The sequence below is a fragment of the Mucilaginibacter sp. KACC 22773 genome (genome assembly GCF_028736215.1).
Classification (GTDB): Bacteria; Bacteroidota; Bacteroidia; order Sphingobacteriales; family Sphingobacteriaceae; genus Mucilaginibacter.
The window spans coordinates 709,422-725,788 of record NZ_CP117883.1 but is presented as its reverse complement, the minus strand read 5'-3'; the positions used below and the strand labels follow the sequence as shown (position 1 = coordinate 725,788).

13 protein-coding genes are annotated in these 16,367 nt (G+C 47.1%); 7 read left to right on the top strand and 6 right to left on the bottom strand.

Annotated features, from left to right (window positions below; translation table 11 throughout):
• Positions 1-36 precede the first annotated feature (36 nt).
• From PQ469_RS03045 to PQ469_RS03035, 3 genes are all read right to left on the bottom strand, one after another.
• A complete protein-coding gene (locus PQ469_RS03045) occupies positions 37-1,002 on the bottom strand; it encodes a hypothetical protein (protein WP_274211662.1) in 966 nt (321 codons plus the stop codon).
• Positions 989-2,926 carry a hypothetical protein gene (locus PQ469_RS03040; RefSeq protein WP_274211661.1) on the bottom strand — a complete coding sequence of 646 codons (1,938 nt, stop codon included), beginning with the start codon at positions 2,924-2,926 and terminating at the stop codon, positions 989-991. The genes PQ469_RS03045 and PQ469_RS03040 overlap by 14 nt, the downstream gene beginning before the upstream one ends.
• 204 nt (positions 2,927-3,130) lie before the next feature.
• Positions 3,131-4,033: a DUF72 domain-containing protein gene (locus PQ469_RS03035; protein WP_274211660.1), complete on the bottom strand. Its 903-nt coding sequence runs from the start codon at positions 4,031-4,033 to the stop codon at positions 3,131-3,133.
• Between the two features lie 69 nt (positions 4,034-4,102).
• Here PQ469_RS03035 and PQ469_RS03030 point away from each other — a divergent pair, with 69 nt between their 5' ends.
• The 3 genes from PQ469_RS03030 (at position 4,103) to PQ469_RS03020 (ending at position 5,586) form a co-directional block, all read left to right on the top strand.
• On the top strand, positions 4,103-4,333 hold the full coding sequence (locus tag PQ469_RS03030; protein ID WP_274211659.1) for a hypothetical protein: 231 nt from the start codon (positions 4,103-4,105) through the stop codon (positions 4,331-4,333).
• Positions 4,334-4,347: 14 nt separating this feature from the next.
• Positions 4,348-5,121, top strand: coding sequence for a DNA-formamidopyrimidine glycosylase family protein (locus tag PQ469_RS03025; RefSeq protein WP_274211658.1), 774 nt, complete (start codon positions 4,348-4,350; stop codon positions 5,119-5,121).
• Between the two features lie 150 nt (positions 5,122-5,271).
• Positions 5,272-5,586, top strand: a complete 315-nt coding sequence (locus tag PQ469_RS03020; RefSeq protein WP_274211657.1) for a hypothetical protein — start codon at positions 5,272-5,274, stop codon at positions 5,584-5,586.
• Positions 5,587-5,836: 250 nt separating this feature from the next.
• On the opposite strand, the gene PQ469_RS03015 is transcribed toward PQ469_RS03020, so the two are convergent.
• The 3 genes from PQ469_RS03015 to PQ469_RS03005 all read right to left on the bottom strand — a co-directional run bounded on the left by PQ469_RS03015 (position 5,837) and on the right by PQ469_RS03005 (position 11,609).
• Positions 5,837-9,208, bottom strand: a complete 3,372-nt coding sequence (locus tag PQ469_RS03015; protein WP_274211656.1) for a DEAD/DEAH box helicase — start codon at positions 9,206-9,208, stop codon at positions 5,837-5,839.
• The gene (locus PQ469_RS03010; RefSeq protein ID WP_274211655.1) at positions 9,205-10,074 is read right to left on the bottom strand and encodes a Hachiman antiphage defense system protein HamA; all 870 of its coding nucleotides are present in this window, start codon (positions 10,072-10,074) and stop codon (positions 9,205-9,207) included. Before PQ469_RS03010 ends, PQ469_RS03015 begins: the two co-directional genes overlap by 4 nt.
• A gap of 68 nt (positions 10,075-10,142) precedes the next feature.
• Positions 10,143-11,609 (bottom strand): alpha/beta hydrolase, encoded by a 1,467-nt coding sequence (locus PQ469_RS03005; RefSeq protein WP_274211654.1) that lies wholly within the window; start codon positions 11,607-11,609, stop codon positions 10,143-10,145.
• Between the two features lie 166 nt (positions 11,610-11,775).
• On the opposite strand from PQ469_RS03005, the gene PQ469_RS03000 reads away from it, so the two are divergent.
• Genes PQ469_RS03000 through PQ469_RS02985 form a run of 4 tightly spaced genes read left to right on the top strand, consistent with a single transcriptional unit; the run spans position 11,776 to position 16,367 of the window.
• Positions 11,776-12,405 (top strand): RNA polymerase sigma factor, encoded by a 630-nt coding sequence (locus PQ469_RS03000; protein ID WP_274211653.1) that lies wholly within the window; start codon positions 11,776-11,778, stop codon positions 12,403-12,405.
• Entirely contained in the window at positions 12,402-13,004 is a 603-nt protein-coding gene (locus tag PQ469_RS02995) for a hypothetical protein (protein WP_274211652.1), read from the top strand. The genes PQ469_RS03000 and PQ469_RS02995 overlap by 4 nt, the downstream gene beginning before the upstream one ends.
• Positions 13,004-14,041, top strand: a complete 1,038-nt coding sequence (locus tag PQ469_RS02990; protein WP_274211651.1) for a PD-(D/E)XK nuclease family protein — start codon at positions 13,004-13,006, stop codon at positions 14,039-14,041. Before PQ469_RS02995 ends, PQ469_RS02990 begins: the two co-directional genes overlap by 1 nt.
• Positions 13,980-16,367 carry an argonaute/piwi family protein gene (locus tag PQ469_RS02985; RefSeq protein WP_274211650.1) on the top strand — a complete coding sequence of 796 codons (2,388 nt, stop codon included), beginning with the start codon at positions 13,980-13,982 and terminating at the stop codon, positions 16,365-16,367. The genes PQ469_RS02990 and PQ469_RS02985 overlap by 62 nt, the downstream gene beginning before the upstream one ends.

Below are 16,367 nucleotides of genomic sequence, written 5' to 3'. Positions count from 1 at the left end.
TTTAAAAACACTTTATAACAATAGCTATTCGCTCAATTATGGTGTCGGCTTCTTTTTGATCAGGCCAAGCTCCAAGCCGATATCCCGGTAAAGTTTGGACAGCGGGCGCTTGTGGAGTTCATCGTTCCCTGCATAGGCACCCAGGATCATACGGTCGATCTCGTCTTCCGCCAGCCCCAACCCTTTGTACCTTTTCTCCAGGGACCGTTTATAGTGCGGTGGATATTTTGTTTTGTCTTTATAAACCAGTTCGGCAACATGGTCGGTATGCAGGGAATAGAATTCTTCCAGTTTAAAAACCGATAAATGCTCTTTTTCCTGCCTGGCGAAACTCAGCGTATAAGCACCTTTTGCTAAAGCTTTTCCGATATGCGCCGGGTTAATGCCATAGGTAAACTGAAAATGCTGATCCTCGATCTGGTAAGGATTGATCAGTGCTGTTTTGGCGTCCAGCGGATCGCTTTTGCTCTTGCAGTCGAAACCGTTGCAGGTCTGGCAGGCCGGGATCAAGTTGTAATAATTAAGTCCCAGGAACGGGTAAAGATGCTGCGGATAGAAGTGATCGATCTGCGGTTTAACGATCCCGGATTTATCGACCGCGTAGATATAATTACGGTTACAGTAAACGCAGGTATCGAGGTTCAGCCTTTTAATAAATTTAAGTTTATCAAAAGGCGTATAGCCTCTTTCCAAAAAGATGTATTTAATGATCCGGTGCGTGCTCTTCCTTTTGTTTCGGAAACTGCCGACATCTTTTTTAAAGTCTTTGATCAGGTCTTCCAACTCATCGGCCGGGGTAATGATGTATTTCTTCAGCTCACCCGGCTGCTGTAGTTTTTTTAAAAAGGTCAGCAGGTCCGGCTCTATTTTGCGTCGCCGCCTGCGCCCGTGTTTAGGCAGGCCCCCGGCATTGACGATGCGGCTGATCTCGGCGGAAAGTTTAGTGCTGATCTGGTCGTAATGCTGCCCGGCCAGGGTATCGTCCCGTTTAATTCCGATCATTGCCCTTATTGTTTAAACGATCCATTTCCTGCTGCAGTTCCGCCAGCCGCCTCCGGCGCAGGGTATCATCGTTCATTTTTTCCTCGTATAGATCGGCCAGCTTTTCCCGTAGGAAGGGTTCGCCCACATTCGCGATCAGCTCCCTTATGGCCCCCGGCTCCATCGGCGGCTCACCGGGTGCGCCATTAAGGATATTGATTACATTCTCAATTTTCCGGGCGGCAAACTCACCGATGAACCCCTTATCAAAAAAGAAGCTGTCGTTCAGCAGGTCGTAGATATTTGCCCCAAAGGTCGGCAGATCAACCTCCTGCGGTTCCGCTTTATTATTGGCATTTGTCTTCATGTAAAGAATGTTGGCACGCGGTATATCGGAAAGGATGAACGGCGAATGGGTAATAAATGTAAAATTGATACACTTGATGTTCTCCAGTTCGGTTTTCTCGATGATCTCCAACATGTCATTCACATAGGTTCGCTGCAATTCAGGATGGTAGTAAAGTTCGATCTCATCCATCAGGCAGTTGATATGCCTGTATTTGTATTCGACCGTATCAGCCACAGAATCCAGGTTGAGTAGATGGTATACAACCGAATAAGTGCTGTAGATCTTTTGCTTTTCGCCGGAACTAAGCTCGTTGAAGCTACCGTTATCGAAATAAATGTCGGTTTTCAAAAATGACGGAGGCAGCAGGTCCATGACGTCTTTTTTATAGAGATTGCTCCAGTTAATAATGTCGATACTCAGCTGTTCTATACTTATCTCCTGCGCACCACCTTCTTTTGGCAGGAAATTATAGGTCAGGAAATTTACTGCCCTCCGTAATTTGAATGTGATATGGCTGGTATCTGTTTGAAGATCATTCAGGTAGTCCCGCAGGATCAGTCGCCTTCTTTCATTAGCGCTAACGGTGAGCGGCGAGTTTAGTGCCGTATCATCGATAAAGGCCTGGCTATATTTATAATAGCGGGCGTAAGTACGGGTGATGTTCCGCAGTTTACCCATAATATACCGTTGGGCAACCTGGTTCCAAGGTTTCTCCTCCGGCACAAAATATCGGTCATCAAGCAAAAACTCGTATACCTCATCCAAGAACTGCACATCTTCAAAACCCGGGTCCACCGGCTGGCTCCATCCCTCGCCAGACTTCTGAAACTTGGATTCATTCAGCTGAAGCTCCAGGTGCCGGGCCGTTTTATTAGGTGCAAGCGTGCGCAGCCGATGTTCAGGGTCTTTTTTAGAGCGCCTGAGCAGACTATATAAAAGCCGTGACTGCACTAGGTCATCCTCAATATTGATATCAATGATGCCCCGGTCGCGGAACGGGTTGATCACTACCGGTGTCTGGTAATTATCGTTCTTGTGAAATAAGGCCCCCAGCCACTCGCCCTGGTCTTTGGTATTCAATGCATACAGCGAATAATTGATAATGATGGAATAAAAGAGGGTGATGTCTTTTAGCGCGATCGGCTCCGCTTCCAATATAAAGATCAACGCCCCGTCAGCGACCGGCGAATAACGGCGGGCGGTTATCTCCTGGCCCTTGAACTGCACCAGGAAAATATGCTGGTCCAGTTTATACCATAGGTCGAATATGACCCCTTCAGGCGGTTCAGGTATCTCGTCTTCCGGTTGTTTGAGAATATTTTCTGAAACGGAAAGATTGTACAGCCCGGCAAACAGCAGGTCGAATAAGGTACTCTTGCCTGAGCCGTTCCTGCCGGCAATGGCTGATACATGGACGGCCAGGCCGCCGGCATTAAAAAGTTCCTGGGGATAAGTTGGTGTAAAAGTGATCTGCCCGTCACCGAGTTCAAAATCCTTACAGAGCTGGTAGATTTTACCGCCGATCAGTGTTTTAAGGAATTTCTGATTGCATTTCAGCCCCGGTCGGATAGCAATAATTTTAAAATCGTGATTCATGGTTTGAGGTACATTACCAGCGCCAAGATAACAGCAAAAAACCGATTTATAAAACTATGAATCCGTAGTGAATCTCTGTTTATTTAAAGGGCTGACTATTTTAAAGCTTCTTCTTCGGTTAGCGGTGGTAAACCCTTTTGCGCACGGGTTTTGTTCATCAGCTCAAGTATTTTAGGAGAGATAGACTAGCGCTATATCCGCCCGTTATAAATTTTCCGTCAGAAACCTGGGCCTGGCAATAGTTGTTCCTAACTTATCGTTCAGTTGTTTGATCAGATAATCGCACGCTTCAGGCACAAATCTTTCGTTGTTCTGATGCATAAAGAACCACACCGCTTTCAGACCCATGGATTTCCAGACTTTTAGTCTTTCCACCCACTCATCCATTCTGGTGTAATCGCTTGGCGCCAGATCGTTGCCGACAAAACGTATGAAGGCTTCGTTGGTGGTCAGTTCCATATGTACAACATCCCTTCTTCCGGATGTGTCCGATATGACCGTGCCTATGTTCAGGTTATGGAGCAATTGAAACAAATCGTTACGGCTTGACTCGATGCTAAACCAATCTTTATGACGTACTTCTACACTGACTTTAATAGACGGCGGTAATGCCTCCAGGTAAGCTTTGAGGTTTGGTAAGCTTTTCGGCGAGAAATTCTCCCCCAACTGCAGCAGCAAGGGTCCCAGGTGGTTCCCGAAGCCTGCCAGGCTTTGATAAAACTTAGCCGTTTGTTCTTCCGCATTGGATAGCCTGCGTATATGAGTGATGTTCTGCGGAAACTTCGGACAAAACTTAAAAGCCGGCGAATCATTTACCTGCTGCACCCACCGTGTAAGTTCATCTGCGGTGTAGATATTATAGAAAGTGGGACCAAATTCAACGGTATTAAAGTTCTGACTATAGAAGGGAAGAAGGGCATTGTCGGGCGTTTTTTTAGGATAGATTTTGCCGATCCAGCTTTTCTCACCCCACTTCGAGGCACCTATAAATACCTGTAGTTCGTCATTAGGGCTGGCTGCTTTAAGTGTGCGCTTTGTTCTTGCTGTATCCGGGGGCAATGAAAAATCAATATCGGCAATTGCGTCTTGAACGTGTCCAAATTCCATTTCGTAAAATTAAAGATTAAGGCAGTTCTTTAGCACAACTTCTTATTTTAAATGTTTTATTTTGTAACGATGGATGACATGGAACACCCAGTGATCGGGTTCGGCTTAGCCTATGGTAACCAATTGATCTATTGTGAAGCCGTGATGAAAGATAATCAATATGACATTCTGTTCGACGGTCTTTGGGTGGCATCTATTGCGCATAATGATGACTGGGACTGGATGCAGGCATCCGGTGTGATCCTGACTGAGGATATTATCGCCGAAATCGGTTTAAGAATAGAAAGTCATTACCAATAACTACCAAAAAAGATATGCCTGAAATACCCGACCTAAATATATTCAGCAGCAACCTTGCCAAGCGGCTTGTTGGCAAGACGCTAACCACTATCGGCATCCTGGTTCCCCGAAAACTCAAAGAACCCGAGGCTGCTTTTAAGGCAGCCCTTGAAGGATTGCAACTGACGGCGATCAACCGGGTTGGCAAGCAATTGTATTTTGCTTTCGGCAATAGGCACGTCTTGGGCCTTCATCTGATGCTTTACGGGTCGATGCATTGGTATGAGAGCAAAAACGAAAACAAGTTTACCATCGCCGAATTGCTGTTTTCGGATGGAACGGGCCTTGCCATTACGGATTGGCAGAAATCAGTGATGCTGATGCTCGACCCGGAGATATCAAAGGTACCTGACGCCATGGAGCTACCTGCAAACTATTTGGAAACAGCGCTGAAGAAAATTGGCCGCCCGATCAAAACGGTACTGACCGATGGAAAGGTAGTTCAGGGTATCGGTAATGCTTATGTTGACGAGATTCTTTACGCCGCGAAAATCTCGCCGTTTTCCATAGCCAACAAAATCCCTGAAGAGAAAATTAATATCCTGACCTATGCGATCAAACAAGTGTTAATGGATGCTGAGGCACATATCCTCAAAAACTTCCCGGATACCATTACTGAGAAGGAACGGGATTTTCTAAAGGTCCACCTGCCTAAACAAAAGCTGACACCAAATGGCGAAGCTATTCTCGTAGCAGAGATCGCTTCGCGAAAAACGTACTACACCGAAGGCCAACAATTATTTGAATGAGTCGGAGCATAGTAAGACGACATTCAACAAAGTATTAACATTATAATCCAGTTGGTATAGCTATTCTTCGCCAGCTGTGTTAATGAAATATTAGCGACAGAGATTATCCTGGGCACAAGGAAATCAAAAAGTTCACCGAAAATTATGGCTATGACCTGGAGCAGACCCTTGAAGGAAAAGGTATTAAGGAAATGGCCGATCCAAAAACCAAGGAAAATCTTTTTTCGCTCCTTAAAAAAAGGAAACTCCCAGCAAGTCACAGTAGAAAGGGATGGCAAGGAACAGAAATATTTCATATCAGCAAATCCTCAATTTAAAACCGTCGATGTTTTGGATCACCAAATGAAAAAGATCAAACGAGAAGAATTGCTAAAACCGGAACAAAAACAAACCACCGGCAAAAAGCAAGGTGAGCAGCAAAAGGAGGACGCTCCAGCAAAAAGCAGGTTAACAAGCGTAAAATGACGGTTTGAAATTTTAGATAACTGATATTTGGATGGGGTTTTACCAGCCCTGTTCTTTTTAGACTTGAGTTTGTCAAGCGACCCTGAAGGTTAAAGATTGGCATATTATCCTGTTCGGTCAAACCAACGAATGATAGTAAATAGTTATCTATTGTCGATTTTGATACATCAACCAGCTATGCGCCTTATAAGTAAATCAATGGCGTTAATAGGATAACGAATTGAAGCTCGTGGCGTTGCAGAATACACGATCATCGTTTGTGTCTATACACCCATAGGTCTTTTCTTCGGTAATAATAACCGTCAAACCTATTTGCTACCGACCACAACGTACTATCTTTTGTAGTCAGTAGTGAAACCCGCTCACTATAATCAGGGGAAACCAGGTATAAGGTTTGGTCGTCAACTGATCTGACCAATAACACATCGGTTTCAAATTCCTTACGCAGTTTGAGGTTTTTAATTTTCTCCCTTCTGCGTGGCTTATAATTTTGCGCTTCATTCGCGAAATTAATAAGCCATGCATGGGTCAAGGGCTTTTTAGTTTCATCAATAAGTTCTTCTATATTTTCCAGCAAAAATTCACGCAACTCATTGACTTTGATCTCATCGGAAATATTCGACAGTACTTCTGTGTCTTTAATCTCCATGGCTGCCGTCCGCGAACGCAGGCCGCTTAAGTAAATTTTTGAGGTTACCAGATCAGGCAGTCCCATTTCAGCGGAAATAGCCAGCTCCTCGAATAAGCTGGCATGCTCGTCATCATCCCTGCTCTTGCATTTATTGGCAAAGGCTCCCATTACCCAGGTAATAGTATAAGCATAATAATTGTTGCACGCTTTGACCGCATCATCAATCACTTTCAAAAGCGAGAGTGATTTTCCGCCAATCCATACAGACCGGATCACGTCGTATTCTGCTTCTGTAAATTTGGGCGTTCCATTTGACTTTCGAAGTGGTTCAAAAGGAGAGGATGGAAAGCCGACAACGATATGCTCTAATGCCTTCAGCAATTCAAGCTTATCATCAATTTCCATTTCGGATGACAGATAAAGATCGCACAGTTTCAGCGCGTCTTCAAACACCTCATCCAGTTTAATAGCTGCTGCAAGCGGCAGCCCTGAGGAAACAAGCCCCAATCTGCGCCCTTCTTCTGGCACCACAACTTCCTTAAGTGATTTTAAACGCGCCTTTAAAAAATCAAAGACATTATCCTGGCTTATTCCTTCGACATCTTCAGCCTGGATGTAAGCCAGCGTATTTCGCAGGTGATCATCGAAGTCGTCCTCATCACCTCCCAGGCGGATATCAAGGGAAAGTAATGTGTCATCCAGCCAATCCATTATTTCTAAGAATTCATGGTCAAGCCGCACCTGTGTGGCAACCAGTTTTCTCTTTCTGAAAACATTAAATTTGTTTTCCGCGATCAGGCCCAACAACGTGTCAAAATCGACATCGGCAGCTTTAGCAAGGTCCTTGACCCTTTTAATTTGGCTGAGTACACCACTTTGGGCGTTATGGGGTTCATTTTTTATATAAATCTCAGCTTGCTTGCGGTCATCCAAAGTTTCTACCGCAAATAATATTTTTCCTTCAACATCTTGGAACGCCCTGCCAGCCCTCCCAAGGACGTTCCAAACTTCGCTATTGGTAAGCTTTGTTTGTTTTTTACGAACAGCATCATAATATTCGATGTCAGCCATAATAACCGTGCTGACGCCAAGATTTACCCCTTGCCCCAACGTTGTAGTCGCCACAATAATTCTGGGTTTGGCATTCCGCATCAGCCTTTCCAACACCAACCGTAATTCCTTGTTTAAATCCCCTTTATGGCACAAAATTCCATGTTTCGCATATTCCATGATCTGACTGTTTTCGGGTGATTCATATTCTTGACAAACAAGTTTCAACTCCTGCCATTCCGGGCAATCCTGCCAGTCGAAAAGTTCTTCATCATCGGTTAGTTTTATCCCTTTTAATAAAGCTTTGGCATAAGTGTACACACTGATTGCCCGCGCTGTAAAAAGGAGTACGGACTGTTTATTGTCACTCAGCTTGAGGGCCGTCAGGGCCACGGCCAATGCTTTGTCATTTGGCTGTGTTAAACCTCCTTTCCGCGTTGAAGGAATAGGCCGGATAAACCCTGGGTTAAAACTTTTTTCTTCGCCAAACCATTCCAAGTTAACACTATGATTACGAAAGATCATCAAACCGAGGCGTTGCCTTGCCAGCCGCTCTTTTCCCTCGGCACAAGCTTTTTCATCGCCACAAAGCCACTTCGCTATGGTATCGGCATTAGGTAGTACAGCTGATAGCAAAACTAACTTGCCGCCGTTACGAGATAGTAACAATCTGATTTCCTCGATGAAAAATTCATTAATAACGTTCCGTCGTTGTTTACCTAACAAATGACCTTCATCGATAATGACTAATTTCACCGCATCAAAAATATGCTCATTCCCTCTTAATATGACCTTGGCCTTTTCGGGCGTAGCGATAAGAATACTGGCCTCGTCCAATACCAATTGGTCAACCTTGCTGAATTGTCCGGTGCCATATAATTGCGAGACCGAAAAATTCAACGGCCCGAAAAGGGTTTTGAGCGACACTTCCACCTCATAGGCCAAAGACCTGTACGGTGCAAGATAAAGCACCTTTGCATTGGCATCCTGGGAAAGGGTCTCCAGCGCAGCTATCGCTGCGATCTGTGTTTTTCCGGAACTCGTGGGTAAACTGACAACTGCACCCTGCGGAGACAGGATCTTTGGCAATGCCGCTATCTGTGCGTTAAAAAGTTCTACAACAGGGTTTTTAGCAAACAGTAAATTATGTATGTAACTTTCCTTTGTGCTTTCAAGGTCATCAGTAATCTGCTCATGAATAGTGGCCCACAAGGAATTTGTTTCAAACCCGGTCGAAATGATCCGGAACAATCTGACCACCCACCAAAGTGATGGCTCTCGTTCGATGCTTAGTAATTCCAATAAGTCCTTTTGAATATCGATTGCCTTTTCAAGGCTATCGATATGACCGGAAAAAAGATAATCCATCAACATTGCAATAGACTTGGCGAAAAGAATTATTGCAAGGGAGTTTTCGCGATCTTCCTCCTCAAAAGATTCAGAGTACGCCCTGGAGTTGATAAGGATGCGGTTCAAAATGATGCCTACCTCATCAAACCGTTTCCTTAAAAAGGCGCTGACCATAACCGAAACATCGGTTTTGTATCCTTCAATGCCCTGGAGAATAATAAAAGCCTTTGAATATTGGCCTGATGCGTAGTACGCCAATCCGCAGGTTAAGATGCAATAAGGACTCAGTTGAGACCTGTTCGCTTCAGGCGAGTGGTTATATTCAAGGAATTCCGCCCCCTTCTCCAGGCACCTGCCAATAATTTCCGATTGAGAAATATTTTCATAAAGGGTGCAGCCAATGTTTAAATAATAAAATGCCAGGCTGTCTGAACCAAGAGTCAGGTTCGTCTCTAACGTCCGTGGAAAGTTTTCACGTGGTTCATTAACCCCAAGTAGTATGTAACGAGCGTTTGCCCGTGCAAAAAGGTTCTGCGCATCGCCATCTTTTTCAAGACGGTCAAAATTTTCTATTGCTCTTTCAGGATTCATTTGACAGAAGCTTTAAGGAATTTATAAGCCTCATCAAAAGTTTTATCAACGATCTCGTCAGGATCGTCTATTCCCAGCGATAAGGCCACCAGTTGGGGATTATTAGTTTTTAAATAATGATCCAGCTGTTGCCCCGCGTCCTGGCCTCTATTAGCGGATTTGGTGCTTATAATCAGGCCAACGTTGACCACGTTTACTTTTCCCGTGGTAAGCTCGTATAACAAATCATCAATTTGCGCTGCCATTTCCTCATCTCCAATGGCTGTAAAATGCTGCGAAATAAAAGGGAGAGAAATAGGTAATTTCTTTGCGCCCTCCAGATTTTTGATCATCTCCTTAATGGCTTTATTATCCGGCGATCTGCCACGGAATTTTGCTTCTCCTACTATAACTTTGCGTGTAAGGTCTTTTACGTCAAAAAGCAGGCAATCGTCACCCTTGATAGCTTGGTCGACATTTGGGTTATAAGTGAGTTTAAAAGCCAGCAAGGATAAACCACTTGTAACCTGTAAATAGTTCGATAAGATAACCTCCGCAGTGTTCCCGTTTCTTGTATTTTTTGCTTTGGGAAAATAAGTTTGCGTGTCTAAATATTCTTCAAAGGATTTTAGCTTGTATTTTTTTAATATCTCCTCTTTTCGTTTTTTTGCCCTTGCAAGCTTTTTAGGATCTACATGATGGTCTAATAGGTACTGGGCAATGCCCTTTATTGCTATGCCCCTTTTTCCAGCAATTTCGCTGAGTTTACGATGTTTTTTGTTGGGATCGGCAGCCGGAACAGCTTCATCCAGAAAGTCCAGCCACTCGGCAAAAAAGTTACCTTTTGCGGGATGCTTGCCGATTAGAATATCTTGTGGAGTAGGCATAAAACTATAAGGCTTTAATAAAAATTAAATGTAGTAATTATGCCATTAACATGAGCCTACGTAAAAATTTATTGAAAATCCCAATAAAAACGTTCGCCGGAGACCCGTCGGCGCAAATTCCTGGCTTCGGGACCATGCCCGTGCCTTGTCGCCGCAAAAATATCGTTGATCAATGTTTTACTCTGCGCAAAATAGCCATGCCCTAAAAAATCTGTGCTCTCTTTAGAAGCATCGACGGTATCGATCCCTGGAAAAACGGCCAGCAGTTTTCCGGCGAACCCGGCCCGCTGGATGTCCCCATGAATGGTATTGGAAAGCCGGAGTGCTTTGTCGTGAAGCGAGGTGTACAAGGTGACCTGCTCGCCAGCATGGGCGATCTTCGGCGCGATATTTTTGACAAAAACTTCCGCATCGATATCCGGCGCTGCCAGGATGATCTGGTTGAATTGGAACTCTTGGGTGAATCCCTGGTCGCCAAGTGTTTTCAGAGCGTCGGTCAAAAACCGGTTGCCCATGCTATGCGCGATCAGGTGAACACGCTCGGCGCCTGTCCTGGTTCTAATGGTCTTGATCAATTCAATAATATTATCGATGGAATAACCTGTGGACGTCGCTTCGTCGGCTGCGTACTTGAAAACGCTTTTACGCGAGGGCCAGCTATAAACGATAGGCGCTCCCCGGAAACCGATGTCCGCGGTGATCTGCGCGGTACGCAGCACGCTCTCGGTAAATCCGACATTGAAGCCGTGGATGAACAGCAGGGCGTCCTTCTCCGGCGAGCCGCCGACCTTTGCGGTGACCTGCGCGAAAAAGTCATCGGGCCGGAGCTGGTCGGTACGCTTGACGGACATATGCAAAGCATCGTTCGTATACAGGCCGAAAAGATACCAAGGCGGAAGCGGCAATTCGCCCTTTTTGCGGTTACCCGGCACGTTGACCTGGCATACCCCTAATTCCAGGTCACCCCGCTTGTTCGTATAGGCAATTTCACCGCTTTTATTTTGTTGCCTGGCGCGATCGGTCGCGTAGAATACATCCACCAGGGTGTTCTGCGGTTCATCGGCCCTGGCGGTCAGCAACTCATCCCGCGTCGGCTGGGCGAACGATTGATTGGCCGAATATTTCTGCTCGACGAACTGGATTTTCGCCCTGATCTCTTTGATCTCATTCCGGCTCGGCCGCCTGACCGGTACCATATTCGGCATTAACCGGCCGCTATCGGTTATCCGCTCGATCCGGCTCTCCAGCAGGTCGATCCGCAGCTCAGCGGCTTCGTCCGGTTGCTCCAGTGTTTGCCAGTCAGACAGGATATTCTGTCCGGCATCACTATGAACGGAAATGATCACCGTCACTGCTTCGGATAGGTTTTGGATGCGGAGCGCGATGGACCTTTCCTGGTAATTACGCAATTCATAGACATAGATGCGGTGACCTGCCACCACTTCGGTCTGCAAACCGACATTTTCCCCATTCAGCGACACGCCGATCAGCTGGCGCTCAACGGCCTTGAATTCGAAGTAAATGCGGTAGTTCATGCGTAACGGGTTAGTTCATTAAAATTAGCAAATATCAGCTACTTACTAACATCCTATGATTTCAGGTTACCGAAGGTATTTTTAATCAACGGAATAAATTAATTTTAATATTTATTTGTGCCGGCTGCCATTTTTGGTAACCTCAATACATATAGATAAGTAACGCATGGAAGCAAAGTATCTTCAAGTCATCGCCAAGTACCAGGAAGACCTCAAAGGAGGCCTTTCGCTCCTGTATGAGTTATACGGGCGCTCCTTGTACCAGTATTCCTTAAAGAACTGGGCGCTGGATGAGGAGGAATGTTATGAGGTGCTTTATAAGACCTTGGAAACGGTCGGCAAAGTGATCCTCCGGAACGAGTTCGATTCCGAAAGGCATTTCCAGAACTGGCTCTTTAAGATCCACCGGAACAATACGCTGATGGCGGTCCGGGCAAAAATGGCGAAAGAGCAGATCGAATTCAAGCTGGTTGACTGGCAGGATGAGTTCGCCGCAACGGAAGAGGATAGCGAGGGGCTCGAATTTGAGCATAGCCCGGTATTGAACATGGGCAGCACCGAGGTTTATGAAGAGGAAACATCACAAAGCCCCTTATTCCTAGCCCTCGAAAAAGCGCTGCAGGAGATCAGTGAGACGGACCGAGATATTTTATTGCTGCGGATGAATAACTACAGTTATGATGACATCGCCGCCATGCTGGGGATCGAGAACAATCAACTGAAAGTACGTTTCCTGCGGGCTAAAGCGAAAGTAGAAAAGAAAACATTGGGCATTATAAAAGAAAACATGTCATGAAAAAAGATAAGCAATTATTGCCGTTCGAGCATATACTGACCGCTTACGCCAGCCGGACGGACCAGGCCTCGGCTGTTTCTCCGGAAGCAGAAGCCGCCTTTGTATTCCAGCGGGCCGTGGATGTACATCTGCCCGAGGAAAAGGCCGGCCGGATGCTGGACGCATTGACAGCAGAGCTCAGCAAAGCTTCATTGGGCAGCATGGTGACCCAAAGTGTCGCCGTCAAACAGCTGACCAGCCTGGAACTGCAGGAAAAAACAGGCTTGACCCCATCGCTGATCGAAGCGATCCAGGCAGACCGCGTGTTTACCAACAGCGTGCCTGTCAAGTCGCTGGTCAAACTCCTGAAACTGCTGGGCCTGGGCATAGACAGCGCGATGGATGCGATCCAGGTCACCTTTGACCGCCTGCAGACGGAAGCCCGGAATATGGTCATGCCATCCGGCAGTTTCCAGCCGTCTTACCGGAAAGGGATGATCCGCGGTGAACTGGGCAAGGACCTTTCGGGCATCAAGTCGGACGAGAGCTTTTTGTACCAGAACGAAGAGGCACTGAAGAATTATACAGATCGTTTAACAGAACTTTATCATACTTTGTAATGGCGAACAGGGATTGGAATATCAGTAAATTGCAGGTGCTGCGGCAGTGCCACCGCAAGTTCTACTTCGCGTACGAGCTGGCATCGCGCAGTTTTGCCGATCCCTTCCGGCGCAAAGCGCATGAGCTGTCCAAAATGAAGAACTTGAAAATGTGGCAGGGGACTATCGTCGATTGGATGATCACCAACGAGATCCTGCCCTATTACCAGGAACGCGAGGTCCCCGATTATGCTGCGATCGCCAAAAAAGGGGTCGATATGGCTAAAAAGCAATTCGAGTTCTCCGCTAACAGGTTCTATCACGACCCGGAGATCTCTAAAACGGAATCCGGTACCGATTACGCGATCCTCGATGTCCATGAGTCCAATATGCCTTATACGGAAGCAGAGCTACAGGGCGTCTACCAGACCATCGAAGAGATCCTGCTGGCCTTTCCGAATTTTCAAAGCCCGGTGCCGGGCAGGAACATGGAACAGTACCTGCTTTCCGCCCGCTTTCTGCGCCCTGACGCCAAGACGCTGAAATACGAATATGAGGGTATCAAGATCCAGCCGCAGATCGATTTGATCAGCTATATGGGTAAATCCATGCATGTCATCGACTGGAAGGTCGTGGAAAAAGCCGACGCCGACTACTCGCGCCAGCTGCTGCTGGGCGGTATCGTAGCGCTCCATTTTTCGAGGGAGCGTTATAAAAAGGAGCAGTGGAAGCCGCTGCCCGCCCTGGAGGATGTGCGCCTTTTCGAATTCAACCTGCTCAATGGCAAATTCAAAGAGCATGTGATCAACAAGGACTCGGCCGCCAACGCGCTGGACGGGGTGTTCCTGCTCAGCGACGAGCAAGAGGAACTTTCCCAATCTAGGCCCTGGGACGAACTGGACATCGAAGATTATGAACGTACGGACAAAGCGGCAACCTGCGCGATATGCAATTTCAGGTTCCTGTGTAAACAAATTATCCTAAATGATTTAAATTATGACGAAGGACAATACACTCAATTGGTTCAGCATCAGCAATTGCAGCCAGTTACGGTTTAGCTACCGGCTGATGGCCGTGTCTGTGGAGGGCGGAAAAACCGAGGGTAAAGATTACAATACCTCGTTCAACAACGCGATCAAACACATGGCCTCGGTGACCCGTGGCGTGGTATCGGAAGCCTGGTACGACCATAAAAAATATATCGCTGTCCGTTCGGACGCGGAGCTTTGCGCGATCACCCTGGTCGGTACGCCGCTGGACGTTTACCTGGAACCGGTCGAGCAGGTCTTTCAGTTCGATCCGGAAGACCGTTCCTACGAGAATATGGCCCTGGCCGTGCGGTTCCTGGAGAATGCCATCGAATTTCAGCTGAAGCGCAAAAAAGGTTTATGGAGCGGCGGGAATAATTCCTTCCTCAAAAAGAACCCGACCAGCAATTCGGTAGATATTCAAACGGATATCTACCAGGGCTTCAAATACCGCGTGCACCAGCAGAACGGGGAGTTCTTCGTCTGCGTTGACCTGGCATACCGCTACGCCGATAAAAATACACTCACCGAGATCCTAAAAACCCTGCCGAAGGAGCAGTGGGCCGGCTATGTGCTCGGCCAATCGTTCCTTTATCTGAACGGTGACGAATGGTATACCGTCAAAGGCAGCGCCATCGGCGGGAAGATCGGCGAGCAGCCTTTTACCAAGGATGATTTCTCCGGTACGATCTACGACTATATTACGACCAAGGGTTTGTATGCCAATGCTGCGGAACCGCCGAAGCTGAGCAAGGATTCCCTGACTTTTTATCATACCTATACCAAGGACAGCGATAAGAAAATGGAAGGTGCCGCGGACCTGGCCAAGCCGATCACGCTGGCCGAGGACGGCCTGCACCGCCTTTCGATCAATCAGCCGCACCGCCGCTTCGCCAGCGCCGAGTTCTTCGTTCAAAAGTATTTCCAGAACTTTAGCTTTGCCGGGATCAAATTAGCGATCGCTACAGTGCCGTTTATCCAGCAATGCCGGATCATCGATTTCCCGGCCCTGAAATATGCGAACGGCCATATCCTCGATCCCTACCAGGCCGCCTCCGGCGTTCACGGTGCCGAACTTTACCTTTTTCCGAAAAGGCGCCGGAAGTTCACCTATGATTATGGCCTGCTGAACGAAGACGAATACATGAGCCAGTACATCTTCGTGCCTGATACCATGCCTTTCGCTATGCAAAAGAGCATCAAATATTACTTCAACCGGGCGATGATGCAATTGGATAAAACATTCCGCGGCTTTGAACTGATGACCTATCCGATGAAGCAGCGGCCCTTTGCAGAAAAGGTCTGCCGTGAATTTGAGGCCATGGTCAACGCCAAACAACTGAACGGCAGTTACGGGTTGTTCGTGCTGCCGCAGCTGGAAGGCAATAACTGGTTCAGCCAGAACCTGCATAAGCTGGTCAAGAAAGAGCTGTTCGATACGATCAACCTCAAGTGTATCAGTGAAAAAAGTTTGAAGCGATATATGCGCTCGGCGATGGATGCCCGTGGCGCCAAGATCTACGATGTGCCTGACCATAAGATGCAGGATTTTAAATCGTACCAGGTCAATACGCTGTTCAAATACCTGGTGGTGAACAGGAAATGGCCGTATGCCCTGGCCAAGAACCTGAACTACGATCTGTACATCGGGATCGACGCGCATGAATTTTATGCGGGCTTCTGCTTTCTGTTCAAGAACGGTGAAAAGATCGTCTTCGATATCGAAAAGACCGCTAAGAAGGCCGGAAATACCTTCCGGACCGAAAAGGTCAATTCCGGCCTGATCCGGGATAAGATCGTTGAGGTGCTCAGTCGCCACCTGGATGCAGGGGAGGAGTTTCCGAAAAGCATCGTCGTGCTGCGTGACGGGACCTCCTGGGGAGAAGAGCAAAAGGCCCTGATGGCGGCCATTGATAAACTGCGGGAGGACGGCAAGATCGACCAGTCGGAAGTTAAACTGGCCGTGCTCGATGTCGCCAAGTCTTCGGCCATCCCGATCCGTGCCGCCGTCCCCGATCAGAACAATATGCTGGACAACGCGGATGCCGGTACGGTCGTGCCGATCCGTGAGGGAAAAGAATGTTATATCTTCAACACTGGCTTTCCCTATAAGATACCCGGCTCATCCAACCCGATCCGCGTCAGCCTGGCCTGGGGCGACATTGATTTCGATAAAGCCGTCGATGATGTTTTCGCGATGACCCAGCTCAATTTCACGGCGCCGGACCGGGCCAGCTCATTACCGTTGCCGCTGAAACTGATCGACCTGATCATCCGTGATGTGGCCCATGAGTACACCTATGCGAACGTACAGGCCAAGGAATATAAACTGTTGCAGGATACGATGGAGGAATAA

Bases quoted from the DNA above. Each gene is read 5' to 3' on its own strand.
- PQ469_RS02990 (WP_274211651.1), top strand. From the start codon at position 13,004: ATGGCGAACAGGGATTGGAATATCAGTAAATTGCAGGTGCTGCGGCAG.
- PQ469_RS03005 (WP_274211654.1), bottom strand. From the start codon at position 11,609: ATGAACTACCGCATTTACTTCGAATTCAAGGCCGTTGAGCGCCAGCTG.
- PQ469_RS03000 (WP_274211653.1), top strand. From the start codon at position 11,776: ATGGAAGCAAAGTATCTTCAAGTCATCGCCAAGTACCAGGAAGACCTC.
- PQ469_RS03025 (WP_274211658.1), top strand. From the start codon at position 4,348: ATGCCTGAAATACCCGACCTAAATATATTCAGCAGCAACCTTGCCAAG.
- PQ469_RS02985 (WP_274211650.1), top strand. From the start codon at position 13,980: ATGACGAAGGACAATACACTCAATTGGTTCAGCATCAGCAATTGCAGC.
- PQ469_RS03020 (WP_274211657.1), top strand. From the start codon at position 5,272: ATGACCTGGAGCAGACCCTTGAAGGAAAAGGTATTAAGGAAATGGCCG.
- PQ469_RS03040 (WP_274211661.1), bottom strand. From the start codon at position 2,926: ATGAATCACGATTTTAAAATTATTGCTATCCGACCGGGGCTGAAATGC.
- PQ469_RS03045 (WP_274211662.1), bottom strand. From the start codon at position 1,002: ATGATCGGAATTAAACGGGACGATACCCTGGCCGGGCAGCATTACGAC.
- PQ469_RS03035 (WP_274211660.1), bottom strand. From the start codon at position 4,033: ATGGAATTTGGACACGTTCAAGACGCAATTGCCGATATTGATTTTTCA.
- PQ469_RS03030 (WP_274211659.1), top strand. From the start codon at position 4,103: ATGGATGACATGGAACACCCAGTGATCGGGTTCGGCTTAGCCTATGGT.
- PQ469_RS03015 (WP_274211656.1), bottom strand. From the start codon at position 9,208: ATGAATCCTGAAAGAGCAATAGAAAATTTTGACCGTCTTGAAAAAGAT.
- PQ469_RS03010 (WP_274211655.1), bottom strand. From the start codon at position 10,074: ATGCCTACTCCACAAGATATTCTAATCGGCAAGCATCCCGCAAAAGGT.
- PQ469_RS02995 (WP_274211652.1), top strand. From the start codon at position 12,402: ATGAAAAAAGATAAGCAATTATTGCCGTTCGAGCATATACTGACCGCT.